We start from the raw sequence: 21,644 nt of genomic DNA, 5'->3' as shown, positions 1-21,644 counted from the left end.
AAAATCTTGTCAAGGCAAGCAGTGGTGTGATTCTATACGCCCATGAATTTAGCCCCAATTTCAGTCACAAAAACGACGCAGCCCCTTAAAAAACCTGACGCGAATAATTTAGGCTTTGGCCAATATTTTACTGATCATATGTTCGTGGCTAAATATAGCGATGCTAAGGGCTGGTACGATTCTCAAATCCTTCCTTATGGTCCACTAGCGCTAGATCCGGCAGCTTCTGTGTTGCACTACGGACAAGCTCTTTTTGAAGGCATGAAAGCTTTCCGCCAAGGTAACGGCGATGTGGCTTTATTTAGAATGGATTACAACTGGAACCGTATGTGCCAGGGCGCTGAACGTCTTTGCATGGTGGCTCCGCCAAAAGAATTATTTTTAGAAGGTATTCGTAAGCTTGTTGAAATTGATCAAGACTGGATTCCTGAAAACAAAGGTTCGGCTTTATATATTCGCCCAACGCTTATCGGTAACGAAGGTTTCTTAGGTGTTCGTCCATCTCGCGAATACATGTTCTTTGTGATTCTATCTCCGGTGGGTGCTTATTATAAATCGGGATTAGCGCCAGTTAACATCTGGGTTGAAGAAGATTACACACGCGCTTGCCCGGGTGGTCTTGGCGCAACTAAAGCAGCCGCTAACTACGCTTCAAGTTTAAAAGCCGCTTACGAAGCTAAGAAAAAAGATTATTCACAAGTTCTTTGGTTAGACACAACTCGCACGTACGTTGAAGAAGTGGGAACAATGAATGTGTTCTTCGTTTTCAAAAACGAAATCGTAACTCCATCTTTAGAAGGTACGATCTTAGCGGGTGGAACTCGTGATTCAGTTATCCAAGTTTTAAAATCTTGGGGTAAACCTATCGTTGAACGTAAAATCAAACTTTCAGAGATTCGTGAAGGGGCGCAAAGCGGAAATCTTGTTGAAGCTTTCGGTACAGGCACAGCAGCGGTCATCACTCCTATGGGTGAGTTAGCAGCTAGAGACTGGAAAGTTAAAATCAACAACGGTCAAATGGGTGAACTTACAACGAAGCTTTACCAAGAGCTAACGGACATCCAATACGGTTATAAAGCCGACAATTTAAATTGGATCGAAAAGTTAAAATAAATATTTCAAAACAGCGCTAGGCTTTATGGGCTTGGCGCTCCGCATAGGCCCTGTGGTCTAAAAATTGTATTGAGCCTATCTAGTCCTATAAACAAAAGGATTTAGATGAAATTAGCCTCATACTTTCTAGCTTTTTTTCTCACGATCCCTCTTATTGCCGCTGAATTGCAGTTTGGCATTATAGGCGATGCCGGGCGCTGGAACAGCAATGCCCAAATGCTCTTGGCTTCAATGGCCGAATTCAATGTAAAAAAACTTATTATGCCCGGAGATAATCTTTATGAAGGCACGTACGAACAGCAATGGGGTGAATGGAAAAACGCAGGCTTTAGTTTTGATGTGATCGCTTTAGGTAATCACAATGAAACCTACCAGGCAGAAATTAAATTTTTTCAAATGCCCGGCGAATATTTTTCTAAGACCTATGCGTTTGGCGAAATTCAGTATTTAGTTCTTAATTCAGACAACACTTCAAATGTTACAAAGCAGATGACATGGCTTAAGGCGCAGCTTAAAGCCTCAACGGCGAAGCAGATTTATTTGGTCTATCATCATCCGACCTATAAGGTTGGTCGCTACATTCCGACAGAACAAAAAAAGAATTTTCAGTTAAAGATTCGTCCGCTTCTAAAAACTTATCGCCATAAGATTACGGCGTTGATTGTTGGGCATGAACACATCACAAGCCTAATGCATTTTGATACCTTACCAGTGGTTATTTCAGGTTGTACGCAAAGCCCGCGTGATGAAGTGCCTTTGAATAATATCCAGTCGGGAGTTCGCGTGCGTACGGCGATTCATTTAGATAGTGAACCTTTTTGGGTTATGCAGGTAACTCCTCAAGATATAACGGCGACAGATGCGTCTGAATTTTTATTTATTCGTGGCCGTGATAGCAAGGTCATGTGTAGGGCCACGATCAAAACCGGTCAGTCTGCGACGTATCGGTGTGATGGAGCATAAAATGCAACGCGCCAAGTCCTTAACTGAATCTAAACTTGCGCTACATTTTCTAAAGTGAAGTAATAGTTTTATGAAAAGAACCAGTTTATTTTTTGCCACATTTTTATTTTCACTTTTAACTTTTTCAGCCGAGCTTAAGTTTGCTGTCGTAGGCGATGCCGGTTTGTGGAATAGCAATTCTCAATCTTTATTAGCTTCGATCGTAAAATTTGATACTAAAAAAATGGTTATGCCTGGAGATAATATCTATTCAGGAACTTACGAAAAAGCCTGGACACCATGGAAGAACGCCGGAATCACTTTTGATGTGGTTGCGATCGGTAATCACCATCTAGGTTACGCTAACGAAGTTAAGTACTTTGGAATGCCTGGTGAATATTTTGCTAAAAGTTACTTAAACGGCGAAGTTTTATTTTTAGTTTTAAATTCTGACAATACGAAAACTGTTAACGAACAAATGACGTGGTTTGAATCGCAATTAAAATCAACAACAGCAAAACAAGTGTATGCAGTTTATCATCACCCAAGTTTAACAATCGGCGAACACAAGTGGACCGAGAAAAAAGCGTTTCAAACTAAAATCCGTTCTTTGTTTAAAACTTACAGAAGTAAAATCACCGCAGTCATCGTGGGGCACGATCATGTAGCGGCGTTAATCAACTTTGATAATTTACCCGTGATTGTTTCTGGCAGTGCGCAGTCTCCGGACAAAGGAAGCCCTGTGAATAACGTGCAAGAAGGTATTCAAGTAAAGTCACAAATTTATTTGTCGGCCCAACCTTACTGGGTTCAGCAAATCACTTCAGGCGGGGATTCTGCTGAATTTAATTTTATTCGTGCTAAAGATAACAAAGTTTTATGCAAAGCTGTTATTCAAACAGGAATGCGCGAAACTCATTCGTGCGTAAAAGAATTTTTAAGATAGTTATTTTTTTATTTTGGCTTGTTCGTGCGATCGCGCAGCAGGCCTTTGTGATCCATCGTCATTTAAGCCGAAAGCTCACCAAACGATTCGCCTTGGCCGTAGTTTTCGACGTTGGCGTAATACTTTAAATCTTCAAGAGCGATTTCTAATTGGGTTTTAAGATTATCTTGGTCAGGCATGCTTTTTTAAATAAATATTTCTTTATCTAATGCCGCACGCAATAGATCGTTTTTAAATGACAGCATGCTCATTCTATTTTAACAAACAATTGCATGAATAACTTATTAGAAGATCAGATTAGACAGTGTTTTGGTAGAGTTGTTTACACTCATAAAACTCATGAAAAAATGGCCGATTTGTTAATAGATAGACTTGGGTGCTACAAAACGGCGCAAATCGTCTTAAACGTGATTACAACGGGTGGAGTAGTAACTTTATTTAAGAATGATCAAGAGGGCACAAAGATTGTGACGGCTATAGTTTCCGCAATTTCTTTATTCGTAACTGCATATTTAAAGTCATTTGATATGGGTTCTTTGGCGCAAAAGCACCGTGACGCTGCCCTTAAAATTTTAAACATTCGAGAGAGTTACTTGTCATTATTGGTAGATATTCGTAGCAATTTGCTAGTAGCTGATGCAATTGTTAAAAAAAGAGACGATCTTCAAAAGCAATTAGTTACTGTGTACAGTTCGGCTCCGAGTACTAATTTTAAAGCTTACAGTATGGCTCAAAAAGCATTGAAGGAGTATGAAGAGTATACTTTTTCAGATTCTGAAATTGATAAATTTTTACCTGAAAATCTAAGAAAAAGTACTGATGTTATTAAATAATCATGAAGTAGAAGAGTTTATTTCGGAAATTTCTAAATCTATCGAAGTTCCTCCATCTCGGTATGAGTCTGTAGAGACAAGTTATCAGTCTATAGCGGCTTGGTTAAAGCGTGATGCATCAACTTTGAAAGTAGATATTCAAGTTTACTCGCAAGGATCATTTAGATTGGGTACAGCTATTAGACCTGTTAACGACGAAGAAAATTATGACGTCGACGTAGTTTTTGAAGTTTCATTGGACAAGTTACAAATTACACAAAAAGAACTCCAGGAAAAATTTGGTGTCGAGATTAAGGCTTATGCAGACGCCCATAACATGTCTAAGCCAGACCAATGGGACCGTGTTTGGACGCTCAATTATGCTGACTCTGCTCAATTTCATATGGATATTTTGCCATGTATTCCTGATGGTGAATTTCAGTTTCGATTGATTGAAGGTTTGAAATTTTCTCCCAAGGATATTTTTCGAAAATCCGTAGCTATAACAGATCGTCGACATGCTAACTTTACTGTTCGCTCATCCAATTGGCCGACCAGTAACCCAAATGGCTATGCTCAATGGTTTTATGATCGCATGGTGGCTCCCGTTGTTACTAAATCTCTTTCAGAAGCAGTACGCGGAAAGGTTGAAGTCGCGGATTTACCCAGCTTTAAGTCAAATACTCCCTTACAGGCAGCTGTTAAGCTTCTTAAAAGACATCGTGATATTCACTTTACAGGTAAGTTACATTTGAAGCCATCCTCAATTATTTTGACCACTTTGGCGGCTCATGCTTTTCAATATGAAACTGATTTAACTAAAGCAATTCAGGGAATTCTTTTGCGGTTTGAAGAAAAGCTGTTCAAAAAGGGAAATGATTACTGGGTTGAGAATCCATCCGATCCGAGAGAAAATTTTGCTGATTCTTGGAAAACCGAACAAAATAAGGCAACTGAGTTTTTTGGTTGGCTAAAAGCTGCACGTGACGATTTTCAAGTTTTCACGCAAGTTGTAGCTCTTGATCGAATGGCGGAGTCGTTATCGCATAAACTGGGAGAAAAAACGTTAGCTAAATCTCTCAATATAGTTAAAACAAAGAAGCAACTCACAGTTTCTCAGCCCAAAACTTTAAGTGCATACCAAGCTATAATTGCCTCTGCTCCGCATCGAATGAAGCCATTGTGGCCAGTCGATGAAAAATTTAATGTTAAGCTCGTAGTTGCGCAATATAGTCGTGTGGGTCACTTACCTGTAAAATTTCAGAGTGGCGACGATATTCCAATAGGAAGAGATTTAAGTTTTCGAGTAGAAACTAACGTGCCTAGGCCATTTAAAGTTTTTTGGCAGGTAGTAAATACGGGAGATGATGCTGCAAATGATCAAGGTCTTCGTGGTGATTTCAATGAATCCAACATGGAAGAGGGCGGTTTAAAACGACATGAAAAATCGCGATATCAGGGTACGCATAGTATTGAATGCTTTATAGTGAAAGATTACCAGTGTGTTGCTCGATCTGGAATTTTTATAGTTAATATCGGTTAACTTATTTACCATGATAAAACTTGAGCAAGTTGAGTGAGCCTGGTGGCGATGACGGTGGTTATGTGAATTATATGCTCGTCGATGTTACTGGTTACTGCGCCGAGAAGAGTTCGAAATAATTATTTTGAACTTCTTCTAGTTATAGACAGCAAGAAAGTGTTTTCTGCTTTTTTGCTGGTTTTAGCTTTTTTCTTTCTTGCACGTGCTTCAAGCGTAGGCTCTGATTTTGGCTTTTCTTTTTTAGGTTCAGCTTTTTTCCTAACCTTAGCTTTTGGTGCGTTGGTATTAAATAAGCTGGGCTTGCGTGGATCAGAAATTTCGCCTTCAGCTTCGAAACGCGCGCGCTTTTCTGCTGCGGTTTCTTGAACAGGAATTCCAAAGAGCGGGTTACCTTTTAAAACTTCGCGCAGAACAAGTTTTACTTCTTCTTCAAAGTTTTCATTTTCAGCCGGAATATAAAGCCATTCTTTTTTTACCGGATGGTTTTCTAAAAACGGAAACTTCGCAATCACCGCATTGTGTTTTAATTTTACAATCGGAAAAAAAGCGCCGAAGTAAAGTTGAAACTGATAAGACTTTCCACGATAAACAGTTGTCTTGCTATCTTCAGTCAGAAACAGAACGAACTTTTCATTTAAGTAATAACCAACGCCGTCTTGCATTTTCTTTTGCATAACTTCAAAGGGTAAAAGTTCTTCGATCCAGTAAAGAGTGTTCACCCTTTGAAGTATAACTAATTATCCAGGAAAATACGAATCATTGTTGTACTGTTGCGACTGCTGCCCCGGAGCCTGCGGTGGGTGTGGTGGGTGATTGCCACCACCGTTATTAAAACCACCTTCTTGTGATGGAGGTGGTGGTCTGTGGCCATGGCTGCAACATGCTAAAACTCCTTTAGAATTGTACACAAATAATCTAACATATTTAGATTATGACAGAAACTGTCGAATCTTCAAAAAAATCTTACTCTAAAAAAATTGTCGTTTTTATTGATCTAATGGGCTTTAAAGCCTTTTACAACGACCCTGACAGGCTATTTAATGCACTGAAAGATTGTCGAAAATTTTTAAAAGATGACGACCCTGCGGTTGATTTCATTCAATTCAGCGATTGTATGGTAATTGCCACGGACGCGACAAAATATGACGACGCTATTATTTTCTTAATTAAGTTTTCGATTCGGATTTCAATACTAATGGGCATCTTTGGCAGAGCATTGCGAGGAGCTATTACATATGGCGACTATCTCTACGAAGATGGTTTTTTAATTAGTCCAGCAATGGCTGAAGCATACTTATTAGAATCTAAAAAGGCTGTGCACCCAAGAATATTGCTTGATAATTCGTTACTTGAGGTTCTTGAGTCACTCTTGTTGTTGGAAGACAAAGTTAAGCATGAGCTTCTACGATCAAACATCAGTCTATTGATGAGGACAGATGAGGAAGATCAATTGCGCTATTTGGATTATCTTAGAAGTGCTGGAGTAAGCTATATTGAGGTGGATAAAAAGTATGGCTATTCAGAAGAGAAAGCTGTCTCAATCTTGGGCCTACACAAGCAGTTTATTAAAAAATCTCTTGATGAAAACACAAAGCGAGATGTTATTGAAAAGTATTTGTGGCTTATGAAATATCATAATCAAATTGTTGAGGCACAGCCGATGAGTCCAGAAAATAAAAAGAAATGTTCAATGTGATTAGGCAATAATTTTTATTTTCGAATGTTGTAAGTTTGGTGCGCAAGTCGTTCGGCGTAAGTAATTACAAGATCTTCATGTTCAAGTTTCATCAAACTTTCTTTATCGGGAAACATATTAATTTGGTTATGCAAAGCTTCAAGTGGCCATTTCATATGAATTTTCACCATGCTTTCAAAAAAATCAAAAATATCCTTAGCTGGTTTATTATGCTCTAAATAGGTTCCAAAAAAGTAATCCTTATGATTTCTGAAGTCTTCGAGTTGAGTTTCTGACATTGCTTTCGTTAAAACATGGCCTTGGTCAGTTCCAATGTACATTAATTTTTCTTCCTCAGACACAGTTGCTGTCGTTACTCGAGCTTTTTTGCCAATTGAATCAAAAAAATATTCTTTACCAATCTTAATAGAATTCGAGCTTTCAAATGTATCAGATACCATCGAGCCATCGAAAGTTTGAGGGATATTGGGGTAGTTCATTATATTTTCTAAAACTTTGTGTATGTCTGCGTGCTTTTTCCTTTGATGGTAATATTCTCTTAATGTGATCGGACCCTTTCTTGCGAAATCATATATTCCCAAACCGTGTGCAAAACCAGAAGGCGAATTAAGAGTGTTTTCCAGATGGTAGTGAAAATTCATGTTCGTCACTAGAATGTATGCTTGCACTCCATCCAGTAAGTCATCTTCTTTTTGCTCGAGTTTTTCACCAGCACGTTCTGCCCAACTTGGATTACTGTCTTCATGATTTAGATCAACGAAGATAATTCGTTGCGCGTTTTCAGAAGGTTTTTTTAGAGCGGCATTAATATGCTTGGTAAGCTGTATAGTTGGGTCGCCACCTGGTGACGGGCCATCAATCTTGCCCAGCACACCTTTTAATCCTCGTGCCTTAGCTTCAATGGAATATCTTTGGTTAGTTTCTTTTGAAACTGCATATAATTCGCAATGCTTAAAGCTGTTGTTTTGTTCGTCTTCTAATTCGATTTCTAGGCCAGCCCTTACGAGGCAATTGATAACAATTGACTCGTAATATGCGCCTTGGAAATTATTTGGATCTTTTAATCGTTTAATCAGATGATCTTGTAATTCGCTGTTCTGATCTATTAAGAAAAGGCTGTATGCCAAGCCAACTAAGCATTTCAATGCACCAGTTGAGTCGATCGATGTTAGTTGAGGAAAACCCTCTACATCAGTTCCTGCTTGCCATTGCTTCGTAACAATGGATTTCCATATTTTTATGGGATGTTCTAATTCACCATCTTTAGCAGCTGTTGAAAACCAGTCTCTGCCAAATATATCTAACATATATGTATTTAAAAAATCTGGAAAAGTTCTAAAGCTTCCTGAATGGTAAACTCTATTTCGAACTGCAATCAATCGATTTCCTTGAAACATTTCCGTAATGATAGGTTTGCCTTTACCTTGCTGTTGAATCCGAATTTGTTCTTTAACGTGGTGTTCTTCGTGCATTTTACGAAATGCAGCTTCGACCTCAGGTGGAATTGATCTACTGTTAGCTTTGGAGTAATGCCCGCAACACTTCTTATACTTTTTTAAAGAGCCACACTGACATGGCTTATTGCTATTTTCATTTCCCATTATTTACCTGAAGTTATGTCGACATAAGCTTGATGTTATCGGATGTGGTATCTTTAGAAAAAAGGAAAATTCAGAAGAACTAACCCAAAATTCACCCAAGGTTTTAAATTCAATTTAAATTTTAAAGTGATTTTGAGTACTTAAGAAAAATGGTGCCCAGTGAGGGAGTCGAACCCCCATGCCTCGCGGCGCTAGGTTCTAAGCCTAGTGTGTCTGCCAATTCCACCAACTGGGCACAGACGATAACAGAGACGGTTAAAGTAACCGTCCTGATTTAAAAAGACAATATTATTTTTCGCTGATTAGCTTTTTGTAGTCTGGAGCACGCATTAAGTTGGCTAATTCTTTCTCAGAATCCATCTCGATGCGTACTAACCAGCCGTCATTATTTGGGTCGTCGTTTAAAGACGCAGGATCGTCAAGTAAAGCCGAGTTTACTTCGATAACTGTGCCTGAAACTGGAGCAAATAAGTCAGAAACCGCTTTAACTGATTCTACAACGCCAAAAGCTTGGTTTTGCGTTACTTTTTGTCCTTCTTCTGGAAGGTCAACGTAAACGATTTCACCTAATTGGTCTTGAGCGAACTCAGTAACACCCACAGTTACGATATTCTCGTCAACTTGAGCCCATTCGTGGTCTTTAGTGTAATAAAAATCTTCAGGAATATGAAATGTACCCATTGGTAGCTCCTACTTTTGAATGAACGGTGTTTTTACAACGACAGCTTTAACAAGCTTTCCGCGAATGTCCACGAAAATCTCGGAACCTTCAGTTGAATGCGCAGTTTCAACGTAAGCAATGCCGATCGGTTCATCAAGAGTCGGAGAATGTGTCCCACTTGTTGTGATTCCGATCGTTTGGCCTGCTGAAGTTTTAATCTCGTAACCTTGGCGAGGAATACCGCGCTCAATGGTTTTGTAACCGATCAATTTACGTTTTAAGCCTTGTTCTTTAGCCGCGACGATTTGCGCTTTGTTCATGAAATCTTTAGCTTGGGGCTTGATAACCCAGCCAAGTAAAGCTTCGTAAGGGTTTGTGTTGTCATCGATCTCGTGACCGTACAAAGAAAACTTCATTTCTGTACGTAAAGAATCGCGCGCGCCTAAACCTACTGGAACAGCTTTTAATGGATGAGCTAATAAAGCATTCCATAAAGCTGATGTGCCCGCAGTTTCTACGAAAATTTCGCAACCGGCTTCACCTGTGTAACCTGTTGTTGCGATCATCACGTTAAAGTTTTGAAATTTAGATTTTTTAATTGTGTTACGAGCCCAAGTGCTTGGTTTGTCATTTGGAAATAAAGCATCGCAAAGTTCTAAAGCTTTCGGGCCTTGCACAGCGATTTGTCCCCACTGAGAAGACTCATCAGTCATGTCAGCGCCAAACTTATTGTGTTTAGTCATCCACGCGAAGTCTTTATCTTTGTTTGAAGCATTCACGCAAACTAAGTAGTCCGCATTTTTTTCTAAACAATAAATGAAGATGTCATCGACAAGTCCACCTTGATCGTTCGGTAATAAGCTGTAATGCGCTTGTCCGGCTTCTAATTTAGTAACATCGTTTGTTGTTAACCATTGAAGCGTTTCTACAGCCTTCGGGCCTTTAACGCGAATTTCACCCATGTGTGATACATCAAACAAGCCGATGTGTGTGCGGCAAGCATTGTGCTCTTCTTTAAGACCAGTGTACTGAACCGGCATTTGCCAGCCAGCGAAGTCTACGATGCGAGCGCCTAGTTTTACGTGATCATCAAATAGGGGAGTTTTTAAAGACATAGTTTCCTCTTGTAATACAGGAGGCCAAGGTATCGTGTTAGCCCTTACTGAATCAAGACATTTCAGGTATGATGCATGTAGGACGACCAGGCGGTCGGCCCTTTAGAATAAGGTTTGCCGGAGGCAAATCAAATATGGAAGACGGTCATTTTCTGTCGTTTGCGACAATCTCGTTAGGGATAGTTCTATTCTTTGTTTTAAGTTTAGGCGGCGTGTTTATTTATCTGTTTTTGCGCGGTCCACAAGTTGTTCAAATTGAAGAAAAATCTAATAAGTCCGAAGAACGAATCTAATTCATCCTATATTGGTTATAAATCAGCATAGAGCTTTGCATAACGACTGTTATGGCAAAAAATAGTCGTAAAAATAAGCTTCTTGAAGAGTACTCCAACTTGGAGTACTCTGGTGAACGTGTAATATGGTCGAAGCGGGTTGAAAAACAGTTGGACAGGTTGCCAGTTAATATAACGGAAAAATTTTATGACTGGATTAATGCAGTTGCATTAATGGGTATAGCTCAAGTGAGAAAGCGTCCTGGCCTTCATGACGAGCCTCTTGCGGGAGCTAGGCAAGGACAAAGATCTGTAAGGCTTAATAGAGCATATCGGATAATTTACATAGAAACCGAAAATGGTGAATTTAAAGTTATTCAAGTTATAGAGGTGAACAAGCATGAGTACTAAAAAATGGTATGGGATTGAAGATCTCGAAAAAAGACTGGGCCCTTTTACAATGGCTATGCTATTGCGTTCATTCCGCACGCGCGAAGAAATTTCGCAGGTCGATTTTGCTAAAAAACTAAAAATATCAAAAGCTAATTTATGCGATATTGAAAAAGGACGTAAATTAGTTAGCCTTGAAAGAGCTGCCAAGTTTGCTAAACTGTTAAAAGATTCAGAATTGCTTTATGTTAAGGTAGCTTTGGATGATCAATTGCGAGCTGCGAACTTAAGATACGAAGTTTTTATTAAAAAAGCTGCGTAGTTAACCGTAACCTTCGAGTTTAGTTTTAATTCTAAGCTCGTTCGACTTTTTCTCAGCATCAGCAGGAATTGTGATTAATTCTCCGCGCGGAATTGTTTGCTGATTTTTTTCTTTATGCATCCAAGCTAAGAATTCACGTTCAGGTGATCTGCAAACCAACTGACGAGTTTTACCTTTTTCTTCTAATGAATCACCTACGGTGCGCGCTTTATCTTTGATAAAAGCGGGTGGTGGAGTTTTTTTAGCTAATAAATAACTTGTTGTAATGGTTCTATTTTTGAAAGGTAAATGTTGTTCAGTCTCCCAAAACCATTTTGGAGCTGTGACGTGAAAACGGTCGTGGCACCAATCAGTTTTTGATTGTGTCAGTAACGGACACGCTTGTTGATGGGTGCACGGTGCCCAGATGTAATAACCACGATCAATCAACTGCTGACGAAGCTCAGAAAGCTTACGGCCATCATCTTGTGTTGAAGGTTCTAAAATCATAATCGAATCAAAATCAAAAAAACCGTCAGGAAGTTTTTTCATCTCAGTTAAGCTGTACGAAAAAACTAATAATGATTTTTTATAATCAACATCTAAACCTTTTAATTTTAACTCATTCGAATATTCAGGATTTTTTAAATACTGTTTTAAATCGGTAAAGTTTTTTAAAGCGACCGGCGATTGATCAATAAGAATCTGCTTTTTTAAGTTTTGCGGAAGTGTTTGTGATAACGCAAGACTTGCTGTGCCTGGGCCTGTGCCCCAATCAACCGTAGATTCAATACCATTAAAAAACTCCACCTGTAAGCCACGTTGAACAACATTCTCGTTACGAATGTAATTTAACGGTAGGTAATAATAGCGGTAAGCTTTTTGGCAGTACTCTTTATCCCACGGAGTAAGATCATCAGGATTATTTACAAAGTAGTCAGACAGGGTCTTAATGAAATCAGCCAGAGTTAAGGTCTTTAACTCTGGCTGAGAAATTAGATCGAAAATTTTAGAATGTTTATCTGACATTCCTTTATATTACTTCATGCACGTACTAACGCAACTTTGATATGCCATTTGGATTTTTGGCGATAAACATTCCGCTGTACCTTTGTGACGTAAAATTCCGTATGTTGAGCTTGGTGTGGCTACGTTTTTGCTGCCAAAGTAAGCTTGGCAGGCCGCTTTTGCGATACCTAAGAACGCCGTCGTCATTTTAGAAGACTCACGTAAGTAATCTTTAGCAACGTAACGGTTAAGACCAATACCATTTTTAGATGGTGAACTTTGACTTACGATAAAATCAAAGTACGTTGTCGACATCGAGTTACAGTCTGTGGCTGATTTAAGACGTTTTAAACCAAACGGATCTTCACCGATTTTATCAACTAATACTACGTGACCGCTAACGCCTACGATATCACCCGGTTGGATTGATCTTGTAGGTTGCATCGTTGCATTGCTAAAACATGTGAAGCCAGAATTAGCTGCGTTGATAAACTTAGAAGAATTCTGACGCGTGTAAACCGCTTTATTTTCAACACCTGGTTTATAACGTAAACCACCAGCGGCAATCGAAGCTGATACGTAAGCTGAACAGTCGATACCTAAAGCTGAACTTCCAGAACCCGCATTTTTAGTAAAATCTAAGATGTTATTTGAAATCGCAGCTTGTCCGCCGTAATCGTAGATTAGCGGATTGTTTCTTACGTTGAAGCATCCAGCCTGCGCTCCACCAGCAACCTTAATATAAGGATGTGTATTTTGCACCGAACTTAAACTAGATACACGTCGTACACCACCGATACCATCAGAGTGAGTCGCGTAACGTTCAATACCTTGTACATCAGCTGTCGCCGCTGAAACTTCTGGAATCTCTAAAACTGCGCAACTTTGGTAAGCTGTAGCTAATACGTTGTGTGAACCGACTAAAACACTTTTTTGACCGACAGCTGCTGGAGCGTCAGTGATGGTGCCTGGATCGGATGTACCCGGAGAGCTTGTGCCCGGGTCAACAACCACTGGATCGCCCGGCTCTTCAGTTTCACCCGTTGTCGGAGAACCTGCACCGCATTGTACATCTAACGCTTTAACGGCTTGGTCTACTTTCGCAAAAGCTTTTGCCCCGACGTTATTTAACTGAACGTTTTCTGGAGTGGAAACGTCTTCCATTTCCATTTCGATAATTGTTTGTAAATGTTCTTTGGCTGTTTTTGTTTGTTTTAATTCAGCCGATTTCTCGATAAGCACTTTATAAAGATCAGAAATATTCTGCTTTAATTTTTCAACAGCTTCTGGGTTATCAATTTTTTGTGCTAATGCAATCTGATCAATTTTTTCAGCTAATGAAGTCGAGAAATCTGATAATTGCGGGGCTTCTTGTTCATTATCTAAGTAGTCATACATAGAATCGTAGACTTTACTTTTGAAGCTATCACAACCAATGGCTTCAGCCGCCTTTTGGCTTGACTCTTCCACACTCGACTTGCCCTTCATACAGCCCGTCGTTAGTACAAGAGAAGAAAGCAAAATGGATTTATAAATGTAGTTCATGTTGATGTCCTTTTTTTCGCAAAGGCTCTATCGGTGCGGTTTTGCCGTAACTATAGAGACGTTTAATTTGTAGAAAAATTAGACGGAGAAATTTAAAATATAGGTTAGAAACAAGACTGAATTGTCTTGGAAATGTAGATGAATTTTACAGGACTTTTGTATTAAGGAAGCTCGATCTTAGTCATGCAATCAGCGTGATCGCACGTCTCGGGATTAGCTACTTTTGGTAAATAAATATGTATGTTTTTTCCGCGTGGACTCCAACGTATTGGGTGATGAACGCGGATATGCGAAAAAATAGCGTGCACTTCTTTATCTAAACTAGCAGCGATGTGCGCGACCCCAGTCGAGGGCGCAATTATTTTTTCAGAATAATTTAAAATTTCTAAAAGTTCGCTGAAATTTAATTTACTTTGCAGCCATTTAACCTGCGGATGGTTTAAGTAAACTTTTTTTATTTGATCAAGATAAGGTTCGTCAGCATCGGTTCCGGTGATCACAATGAGACGATTTAATTTAATTTGTTTATCAATGTATTCGATGTATTTTTGTTGGGGCCAGTTTAGGGCTGAACCCATCATGCCCGGATGAACCACGATGTAATTTGGTGATAATCCAAATTTTTCTAACGTCGCTGTTGATTGTGGTTTTTTAAATTTAAAATAAATTTCTTTCGGGTTTTGTGTAAGCGGCCCCGTGATTTTTTCAACCAATTCTAAATTGTATTCAAACTCATGCTTAATCGCGCGTGAACGCTTCTGGCGCACACCTTCATTTAAGAATAGAAAGCTGTGCCACTGGCTTAGAACACCAATGCGGTGGCGAATACGCGCTTTAAAAAGCTCGTAGTTAATCCACCACGGGCATTGAAAACTAACAGCGTAATCAAAATCGTTTTGTTTAAGGAAATCAGCAAAGATTTGACGAGATTCTTCAGGCTTAGATTTATCCAGTTCGATAAAACGGCGTTTTTTCTCACCGAAGTTTACGATGTTACCCATGCCTTTTTGCACAACCCAGGTCACATCATACGCGCTCTGATCCAAAACTTGATCTGTCGGTAAGGTACAGATCAAGTCGCCAATTTTATCTAAGCGGATCAGAACGATTTTTTTCACGATATCAAACTACTGGTAAGAATCTAACGGAGGGCAAGAGCACACGATGTTTTTATCACCGTAGGCATTGTCGACACGTCCAACTGGTGGCCAGTATTTGTTTGTTTTCACCCATGAAGCCGGATAAGCCGCCACTTCGCGCGTGTATTTATGATTCCACTCTGTCGCTAATAACGCTTCAGCCGTGTGCGGAGCATTTCTGATCACATCAGGGCAAGCATCGGCTTCTTTACGGATTTGAATCATCGCTTCACAGAAACGATCTAACTCGCGTTTTGATTCTGATTCTGTGGGCTCGATCATTAATGTTCCAATGACCGGCCAAGACATTGTCGGTGCGTGGAAGCCGAAATCCATTAAACGTTTAGCGATATCGTTCACGTCAATCTCATGAGATTTTTTTAACGGGCGAATATCAATAATACATTCATGTGCGACTAAGCCTTCTTTACCTTTGTAAACGATCGGGTAGTGCGGTGCTAATTTTTTTGCGATGTAGTTCGCTGATAAAATCGAAGTCATTGTGGCTTGTTTAAGACCTGCGGCACCCATCATTGTGATGTAGCTCCAGCTGATTGGTAAAATCGAAGCTGAACCCCAAGGTGCGCTTGTTGTAGAGCTTACGCCAGTTGAAGGACCCGCTTCTTTAACTAAAGAATGCTTCGGTAAGTATGGAGCTAAATGAGCACCTACGCCGATTGGGCCAACACCAGGACCGCCACCACCGTGAGGAATCGCAAATGTTTTATGTAAGTTCATGTGAGAAACATCCGGTCCGAATTTACCAGGTTGAGCCACGCCCACTAACGCGTTTAAATTCGCGCCGTCCATGTAAACTTGACCGCCGTATTTGTGAATAACTTCACAGATATCAGTGATCGCTTCTTCAAAGATACCGTGTGTTGATGGGTAAGTAACCATCATCGCAGCTAATTTATCTTTGTGAAGTTCCGCTTTAGCTTTTAGATCTGCTAAATCAACGTTACCGTTTTCATCACAAGCCGTTACTACAACTTGAAAGCCAGCTAAAGCTGCAGACGCCGGATTTGTTCCGTGTGCTGAAGAAGGAATTAAGCACACATTTCTGTGTGATTCATTTCTAGCTTTAAAGTATTCACGAATAACTAAAAGACCCGCGTATTCACCTTGAGCGCCAGAGTTTGGTTGTAATGAGACAGCGGCAAAACCTGTGATTGCGCAAAGTTTTGCTTCAAGATCTTTAATTAATTTTTGGTAACCTTGTGTTTGGTTGCTTGGAGCAAACGGATGGATTTTGTTAATTTCAGGCCATGAAACCGGAATAAGTTCTGTGGCTGCATTTAACTTCATCGTGCAAGATCCAAGTGGAATCATTGAGTGAGTTAAAGTCACATCTTTATTTTGTAATTGGTAGATGTATCTCATTAACTCTGTTTCAGAGTGGTAACGGTTAAATGTTGTGTGAGTCATGAAATCAGAAGTTCTTACAAACTCTTTGTTCCATTGATTTTTTAAACCAGCTTCAAGGTCAGCTAGCTTGAATGATAAAGCTTGGCCGCCGTTGAACGCTGTTAATAAATCTTCGATTAACTGGTGGTTACAAGTTTCGTTGATCGAAAAACCAACGCCATCGTTGTAAACGCGTAAATTGATTTCTAATTTTTCAGCGGCTGCAACAATCGAAGCTGTTTTGTCAGTTTTGATTTTTACAGTGTCAAAGAATTGGGTTGTTGTCGTTTTGAAGCCAAGTTTTTCTAAGCCAGCTACTGCTAATTGAGTTAAGCGGTGAGTGCGTAACGCAATTTTCTTTAAGCCGTTTGGACCGTGGTAAACACCGTACATCGCAGCCATGTTTGCTAGTAACACTTGCGCTGTACAAATATTTGAAGTCGCTTTTTCACGGCGAATATGTTGTTCGCGCGTTTGTAATGTTAAACGTAATGCTTTTTTACCATGTGAATCTACAGATACACCCACTAAACGGCCTGGGAAAGAACGTTTGTAAGCATCTTTCGTAGCTAAGAAAGCGGCGTGAGGGCCACCAAATCCTAATGGTACGCCGAAACGTTGAGAGTTACCCACAACGATGTCAGCTCCCCATTCGCCTGGAGGAGTAAGTAATGTTAACGCTAATAAATCAACTGAAGCCACGACAAGAGCACCATGGTCGTGAAGCTTAGCTGCAATCGCTTTGTAATCTTCAACAGTACCTTCAGTTGTCGGGTATTGGAAAATCGCTGCAAAGATTTCCTTTTTGAAATCGTAAGTTGTAGGATCAGCGATAATCATTTCTAAACCTAAAGGCTCAGAACGAGTTTTTAAAACTTCAAGCACATGCGGGTGAGCTTGTGGGTGAACCACGAAAGCGTTGCAGTCTTTTTTCTTACATAATGAATGCGCCATCACTAAGGCTTCAGCAGCGGCTGTTCCTTCATCAAGTAATGAAGCATTTGAAATTTCCATACCTGTAAGGTCAGTGATCATTGTTTGGAAATTTAATAAACTTTCTAAACGACCTTGAGAAATTTCAGGTTGGTAAGGCGTGTACGCTGTGTACCACACTGGATTTTCAAAAACGTTACGCAAAATCGGAGACGGTGTAATTGTATCGTGAAAGCCGATACCGATTAAACTTCTGAAAACTTTATTTTCAGAAACCGTTTTTTTAAGTTGCGCTAAAATTTCAAATTCAGAAATTCCATCGCCCACATCTAATTTGGCGTTTGAAAAAATTGTTTTCGGAACAACTTTAGTCATTAGTTCTTCAAAGTTTGAAAAACCAAGTGTCTGAAGCATCTCTTGTTGTTCGGCAGGAGTAGGGCCAATATGGCGGCCTGTAAATTCCGAGTTCGTGTTAAGGGAAGAAAGTGACGTGTTTAAATCCATGAAAGCCCCCATGTCATTGTTCGGCGCTTACGCTAGCACGAAGGTCTAGAAAAGGCAAAAATGACGGGGTCTTTGCGCAGTTGTACTTAAGACCAGAATGCAACATAAATAAGCATCAATTGTTTATGTTATTTTTCTAAATATGAGGCTTTCCGGTCTATTGTCCATTTCAAATTCGTGTCACTCGTCCGACAATGAAATCATGGGTGCTAATAAATTATTTAAAATTGTTGTGGGCTTATGCGTTCTTTTAACCAATGGTTGTGCAAAAGAGCCTGAAGAGTCGTCATCGACTTCGGATTCACGCTATCTTTATGTCGCATCCGGTGTGTGCTATTCGGGCAATAATACGACTTTCTCGAACACAACATCTTCTAATTTAATTTACCGCCTCAGTTTAGAGACTGGCGCTGTGGACTCGACCATCGCTGATTACTTTTCAAGCCCATCAAATACAGGGGATTCGCCGGCGAGTATTGTTGATGGGGATTCTAACTATCTTTATGCGTTGATCGAAAATACAACGACAACTAGTTTACGCCGAATTGAAAAAATTGAAAAAAGATCAAATGGGGCTCGTTCAATTTTTTCTAATAATACGACAGCTTTAAGTGCCCAGCTTAGACATTTATTGAAATTATCTAATGGTGATTTTGCGGTAAGCAAGTCGACAGGTGTTGAATACTTAACTTCGGGCAATGTGCGTTTGGGGGCTCCTTACATCAATGCGACGGCAGCTCCATGTAACACTTCGACAACATTAATTCCAAAAGTATTAACTTTATCAAACGGAAAATTTGTGTTCTTGCACGCGGCAGCAGCGCAAAACCGTTTCGGAATTTTTGCAACAACTGGCGGAACAACTTGTTCTGCAGCCCAGGCAGCGCCTAATGCGAATGCGTTTCCAACGGCAGCGTTCTATGATTCTACGAATGCTAAGTTATTTGTAGCTTATGCAGGTAATGCGGTAACGACAGACTTGAATAGTATCTATATGTATTCGATCGATGAAAGTACAAATGCTATTTCAGGGGCTACAAAAATTTACGATGCGAGCTTATACCCAGGAACCTATTCGTACTTACTCTACGGCGTTTCTGAAATGGTTTACGACGCGGCGACAAGTTCTGTGTATATCGCAACGGCGACAACGACGGCCACAACAGTGGTGAATTACGCCATCGAAAAATTTACTTACGACCCGACGCAAATCGGTGTTGATGCGACAAAAATTTTAGTGCGCTCAGGTACAACTCCATTTTTTGAATACGGAAGCGATACAAAATGCATTTCAAAAATGTTTATCGGCAATTAATGTCGGTTAAAATTTTAATTTTGCTTTGTGGAGTGATGTTCACTGCAACGGCTAAGTCACAGGTCAAAGTTGGCCTTGATTTCGGTACTCTTCAAGAGAACCGTTCTTCGACGCAGCTTTCAAGCCTTGGTCGAACTTTTTATGATGGTTATCTGAATGTGGGATTTAAAAAAGAATTCCCGCTATCTTTAGCTCTTGGCTATCTGGCTATCAACAGCGTTGAAAACTATGATGATTCAACGTACACGAAAATGACTTCGGTAAATCCTTATTTAGGTGTTTCGTACCAATTCTTAAAAAAAAGCTTCACGAGCTTTATCGTGACAGGCGCTTATTCGCCGTATGCAAAACTTGATGTGAGTGAGGCAGCGGGTAAAGAATCGTGGAATGGGACTACAATGGCCGCCAAGTTTGTGGCGTCATTTAATGTATCTCAAAAAACAAGAATTAATGTGGGATTATATTATATCAGCGAAAGTTTTTCTTCGCGTACATCGGGAAGTCTGACAACCAAGTCAGCCTTTAACCAAAGCTATCTAATGCCTTCGCTAGGGGTAGCTTTTGCATTTTAGTTAGCTTTGGCTATCTCAATCTTTAAAATTATTTTCTAACAGCTTTTTTTCTAGCTTTACGAACCGCAGGTTTTGCTTTCGTTTTTGCTTTAGAAGATTTCTTAGCCGTTTTTACGCCGTATTCAGCCGCTTTAGCTTTGATCGCTTTTTCGATCTTAGCGCGTTGAGCTTCAGCTTTCTTTTTGTAAGAAGCTAAATTCTTCTCAACATCAGTCGCAGACTTTTTAACTTGCGTAACAACTTTATGAACTTCTTTTTGTAATTCATTTTCTGCAGCGACAACTTTTTTAGCTAAGTCTTTGTATTTCTTAACTGCTTGGTCTGCTGACAGCTTTTGAATTTTTGTTTGTAAATCGTGAGTCACTGATTGAACGTCAGCGATCACTTTTTTTACGTTTTTTTGTTCAGAAAGTTTTTGAACGATCTTTTGAATATTAGTAAGAGCCATAGTTTTCTCCTAATTACTTATTGTCGTGTATAAACCCATTCTAACTTAAATACAAAAGCATTTACAGAGTAAAATTAAAATTCTTAATCAAGGCACCCGGTGTCTTGAATGCGCCAAGTTCACGTTTTAAGTAAGTCATCGTACTTACAAAAACTGAAGACTCTTTTGTCAGTTCGACCAAGTTGTCGCCAAAGATATTATAAATCGACTCGTCAAAGCGTAAGTCTTGAATAGGACCGACGATTTCGCCTTTCTCTACGTAAAAACAAGCAAAGCGGGTCATCCCTGTCATACGCGCAGTTTGCACGTCTGAGTAGTTGATGTAGTGAAGGTTAGATAAGTAGAGTCCTTGACCTAACTTTGACAATGCGTCTTTCTCGGCTAGAGTACCGGCTCTAACATCCAAACTACGCGGAGCTTCTGAAACGTCAGCAAAGTTCGTTTCAATATTGTACTCTTTCGCTGTCGCGGTACTTGTTAATAACGATTTTAGTTCGCCGTTTTCAATCAAGTTAATTTTGTTCGGGCTTAATTCACCCACTGAATTAAAGAGCGGTGATAAACCTAAATCAAAATTTTCAGTGATTGAAAATTTCGGAGATAATTTTAATTCTTTATCTTTTAATTTTTTTAATGGGGCATAGCCTTTATTAAAATTACCTTGGCTTAATGAGCCGTAGCTCATTGTTCCTAAGATTTCAGCCATAGCCATCGGCTCAAGATACACGTCGTGTTTTCCACGGGGGATCGTTTGCATCGGGCGGTTTAAAAGATTTAATTTGTTTTTTGTCGCTAAGGCTTGCGCTTGAAATTCAGGTAGCGAGAATTTTTCAGCTGAATAATACCCTTTAGCGGCTTTTGGTCCGTTGTATAATGAATAATCTAAGAAGAAATAATCTGTTTCAAAGAAATGAAACTGCCCTTCAGAGTTAATCGAAGCTTGTCTTAACGGGCCTGAGCACCAGAACCCTGCAAGGTCAGTGTCTTTGTAGGTTTCATAAATTAAACCTGGAACTTCAGAGTCAGCCGGGCGGTCTACTTTTTTGAAAGTTTCAGATGTGCCATTGTTTTTAAGCGCGATAAATTGCGGATGCGGGTCCATTTGCATAAGCTGCACACGGGCATCATCAAGTAAGTGCTTAGCACTTTGTAGATCGTGTTCAAGATTCATCGTTAAGTTAAAACGCATTTTTAACGAACGTTGATCTTTGTTAAACTGCAAAGTCACTTCGTGCTGGTGCACAGATGTGTTCTGGCGAACTTTACTTTGTGAAAAGCGTAAGAACGTTGAATCTTCAGAATGTAAGAATAAACCTAACTGTTCGCCAGATTTTAAGCCTGAAAATAATTCTTCAGAGAATTTTTTGATATAAGTCTTCAT

The 21,644-nt window shown here is 39.7% G+C and carries 22 protein-coding genes and 1 tRNA gene; 11 read left to right on the top strand and 12 right to left on the bottom strand.

Going from position 1 to position 21,644, the window contains the following annotated elements:
• The first annotated feature begins 42 nt into the window (after window positions 1-42).
• From ACKWCF_RS13595 to ACKWCF_RS13575, 5 genes are all read left to right on the top strand, one after another.
• On the top strand, window positions 43-1,113 hold the full coding sequence (locus tag ACKWCF_RS13595; RefSeq protein ID WP_409478141.1) for a branched-chain amino acid aminotransferase: 1,071 nt from the start codon (window positions 43-45) through the stop codon (window positions 1,111-1,113).
• A gap of 105 nt (window positions 1,114-1,218) precedes the next feature.
• Complete coding sequence (locus ACKWCF_RS13590; protein WP_409478140.1) at window positions 1,219-2,076, top strand: metallophosphoesterase family protein; 858 nt, start codon at window positions 1,219-1,221, stop codon at window positions 2,074-2,076.
• A gap of 70 nt (window positions 2,077-2,146) precedes the next feature.
• Complete coding sequence (locus tag ACKWCF_RS13585; RefSeq protein ID WP_409478139.1) at window positions 2,147-3,001, top strand: metallophosphoesterase family protein; 855 nt, start codon at window positions 2,147-2,149, stop codon at window positions 2,999-3,001.
• A 272-nt stretch (window positions 3,002-3,273) separates the two neighbouring features.
• Window positions 3,274-3,834 carry an SLATT domain-containing protein gene (locus tag ACKWCF_RS13580; protein ID WP_409478138.1) on the top strand — a complete coding sequence of 187 codons (561 nt, stop codon included), beginning with the start codon at window positions 3,274-3,276 and terminating at the stop codon, window positions 3,832-3,834.
• Window positions 3,821-5,356 carry a nucleotidyltransferase gene (locus tag ACKWCF_RS13575; RefSeq protein WP_409478137.1) on the top strand — a complete coding sequence of 512 codons (1,536 nt, stop codon included), beginning with the start codon at window positions 3,821-3,823 and terminating at the stop codon, window positions 5,354-5,356. Before ACKWCF_RS13580 ends, ACKWCF_RS13575 begins: the two co-directional genes overlap by 14 nt.
• 119 nt (window positions 5,357-5,475) lie before the next feature.
• Here ACKWCF_RS13575 and ACKWCF_RS13570 read toward each other — a convergent pair whose 3' ends face one another.
• Together ACKWCF_RS13570 and ACKWCF_RS13565 are read right to left on the bottom strand one after the other, a co-directional pair.
• Window positions 5,476-6,075, bottom strand: a complete 600-nt coding sequence (locus tag ACKWCF_RS13570) for a hypothetical protein (protein WP_409478136.1) — start codon at window positions 6,073-6,075, stop codon at window positions 5,476-5,478.
• 18 nt (window positions 6,076-6,093) lie between these two features.
• On the bottom strand, window positions 6,094-6,264 hold the full coding sequence (locus ACKWCF_RS13565; RefSeq protein WP_409478135.1) for a hypothetical protein: 171 nt from the start codon (window positions 6,262-6,264) through the stop codon (window positions 6,094-6,096).
• 23 nt (window positions 6,265-6,287) lie between these two features.
• On the opposite strand from ACKWCF_RS13565, the gene ACKWCF_RS13560 reads away from it, so the two are divergent.
• On the top strand, window positions 6,288-7,052 hold the full coding sequence (locus ACKWCF_RS13560; RefSeq protein WP_409478134.1) for a hypothetical protein: 765 nt from the start codon (window positions 6,288-6,290) through the stop codon (window positions 7,050-7,052).
• A 14-nt stretch (window positions 7,053-7,066) separates the two neighbouring features.
• Here the strand turns inward: ACKWCF_RS13560 and ACKWCF_RS13555 are convergent, their stop codons facing one another.
• The 4 genes from ACKWCF_RS13555 to gcvT form a co-directional block, all read right to left on the bottom strand.
• Entirely contained in the window at window positions 7,067-8,653 is a 1,587-nt protein-coding gene (locus ACKWCF_RS13555) for a hypothetical protein (RefSeq protein WP_409478133.1), read from the bottom strand.
• Between the two features lie 150 nt (window positions 8,654-8,803).
• Window positions 8,804-8,888: transfer RNA gene (locus tag ACKWCF_RS13550), tRNA-Leu, on the bottom strand.
• Between the two features lie 53 nt (window positions 8,889-8,941).
• Window positions 8,942-9,334 (bottom strand): glycine cleavage system protein GcvH, encoded by a 393-nt coding sequence (gene gcvH / locus ACKWCF_RS13545; protein ID WP_409478132.1) that lies wholly within the window; start codon window positions 9,332-9,334, stop codon window positions 8,942-8,944.
• A gap of 9 nt (window positions 9,335-9,343) precedes the next feature.
• Window positions 9,344-10,429 carry a glycine cleavage system aminomethyltransferase GcvT gene (gene gcvT, locus ACKWCF_RS13540; protein WP_409478131.1) on the bottom strand — a complete coding sequence of 362 codons (1,086 nt, stop codon included), beginning with the start codon at window positions 10,427-10,429 and terminating at the stop codon, window positions 9,344-9,346.
• Between the two features lie 134 nt (window positions 10,430-10,563).
• On the opposite strand from gcvT, the gene ACKWCF_RS13535 reads away from it, so the two are divergent.
• Genes ACKWCF_RS13535 through ACKWCF_RS13525 form a run of 3 tightly spaced genes read left to right on the top strand, consistent with a single transcriptional unit; the run spans window position 10,564 to window position 11,413 of the window.
• Window positions 10,564-10,722 carry a hypothetical protein gene (locus ACKWCF_RS13535; protein ID WP_409478130.1) on the top strand — a complete coding sequence of 53 codons (159 nt, stop codon included), beginning with the start codon at window positions 10,564-10,566 and terminating at the stop codon, window positions 10,720-10,722.
• A 51-nt stretch (window positions 10,723-10,773) separates the two neighbouring features.
• Window positions 10,774-11,112 (top strand): type II toxin-antitoxin system RelE family toxin, encoded by a 339-nt coding sequence (locus tag ACKWCF_RS13530; RefSeq protein WP_409478129.1) that lies wholly within the window; start codon window positions 10,774-10,776, stop codon window positions 11,110-11,112.
• Window positions 11,102-11,413, top strand: coding sequence for a helix-turn-helix transcriptional regulator (locus tag ACKWCF_RS13525; RefSeq protein ID WP_409478128.1), 312 nt, complete (start codon window positions 11,102-11,104; stop codon window positions 11,411-11,413). The genes ACKWCF_RS13530 and ACKWCF_RS13525 overlap by 11 nt, the downstream gene beginning before the upstream one ends.
• Here ACKWCF_RS13525 and ACKWCF_RS13520 read toward each other — a convergent pair whose 3' ends face one another.
• The 4 genes from ACKWCF_RS13520 to gcvP form a co-directional block, all read right to left on the bottom strand.
• Window positions 11,414-12,421 (bottom strand): small ribosomal subunit Rsm22 family protein, encoded by a 1,008-nt coding sequence (locus ACKWCF_RS13520; protein ID WP_409478127.1) that lies wholly within the window; start codon window positions 12,419-12,421, stop codon window positions 11,414-11,416.
• A 9-nt stretch (window positions 12,422-12,430) separates the two neighbouring features.
• Window positions 12,431-13,870, bottom strand: coding sequence for a hypothetical protein (locus tag ACKWCF_RS13515; RefSeq protein ID WP_409478126.1), 1,440 nt, complete (start codon window positions 13,868-13,870; stop codon window positions 12,431-12,433).
• Window positions 13,871-14,106: 236 nt separating this feature from the next.
• On the bottom strand, window positions 14,107-15,063 hold the full coding sequence (locus ACKWCF_RS13510; protein ID WP_409478125.1) for a glycosyltransferase family 9 protein: 957 nt from the start codon (window positions 15,061-15,063) through the stop codon (window positions 14,107-14,109).
• A 9-nt stretch (window positions 15,064-15,072) separates the two neighbouring features.
• Window positions 15,073-17,928 carry an aminomethyl-transferring glycine dehydrogenase gene (gene gcvP / locus ACKWCF_RS13505; RefSeq protein ID WP_409478124.1) on the bottom strand — a complete coding sequence of 952 codons (2,856 nt, stop codon included), beginning with the start codon at window positions 17,926-17,928 and terminating at the stop codon, window positions 15,073-15,075.
• Between the two features lie 202 nt (window positions 17,929-18,130).
• On the opposite strand from gcvP, the gene ACKWCF_RS13500 reads away from it, so the two are divergent.
• Window positions 18,131-19,243: a hypothetical protein gene (locus tag ACKWCF_RS13500; RefSeq protein WP_409478123.1), complete on the top strand. Its 1,113-nt coding sequence runs from the start codon at window positions 18,131-18,133 to the stop codon at window positions 19,241-19,243.
• Window positions 19,243-19,815, top strand: coding sequence for a hypothetical protein (locus ACKWCF_RS13495; RefSeq protein WP_409478122.1), 573 nt, complete (start codon window positions 19,243-19,245; stop codon window positions 19,813-19,815). The genes ACKWCF_RS13500 and ACKWCF_RS13495 overlap by 1 nt, the downstream gene beginning before the upstream one ends.
• A gap of 28 nt (window positions 19,816-19,843) precedes the next feature.
• Here the strand turns inward: ACKWCF_RS13495 and ACKWCF_RS13490 are convergent, their stop codons facing one another.
• Window positions 19,844-20,263: a hypothetical protein gene (locus ACKWCF_RS13490; RefSeq protein ID WP_409478121.1), complete on the bottom strand. Its 420-nt coding sequence runs from the start codon at window positions 20,261-20,263 to the stop codon at window positions 19,844-19,846.
• 61 nt (window positions 20,264-20,324) lie between these two features.
• On the bottom strand, window positions 20,325-21,644 hold the full coding sequence (locus tag ACKWCF_RS13485; protein WP_409478120.1) for a metallopeptidase TldD-related protein: 1,320 nt from the start codon (window positions 21,642-21,644) through the stop codon (window positions 20,325-20,327).

This window comes from Pseudobdellovibrio sp. HCB154 (genome assembly GCF_046267985.1).
Taxonomy (GTDB): Bacteria; Bdellovibrionota; Bdellovibrionia; order Bdellovibrionales; family Bdellovibrionaceae; genus Pseudobdellovibrio.
This window is presented reverse-complemented; position numbering and strand designations above follow the sequence as displayed.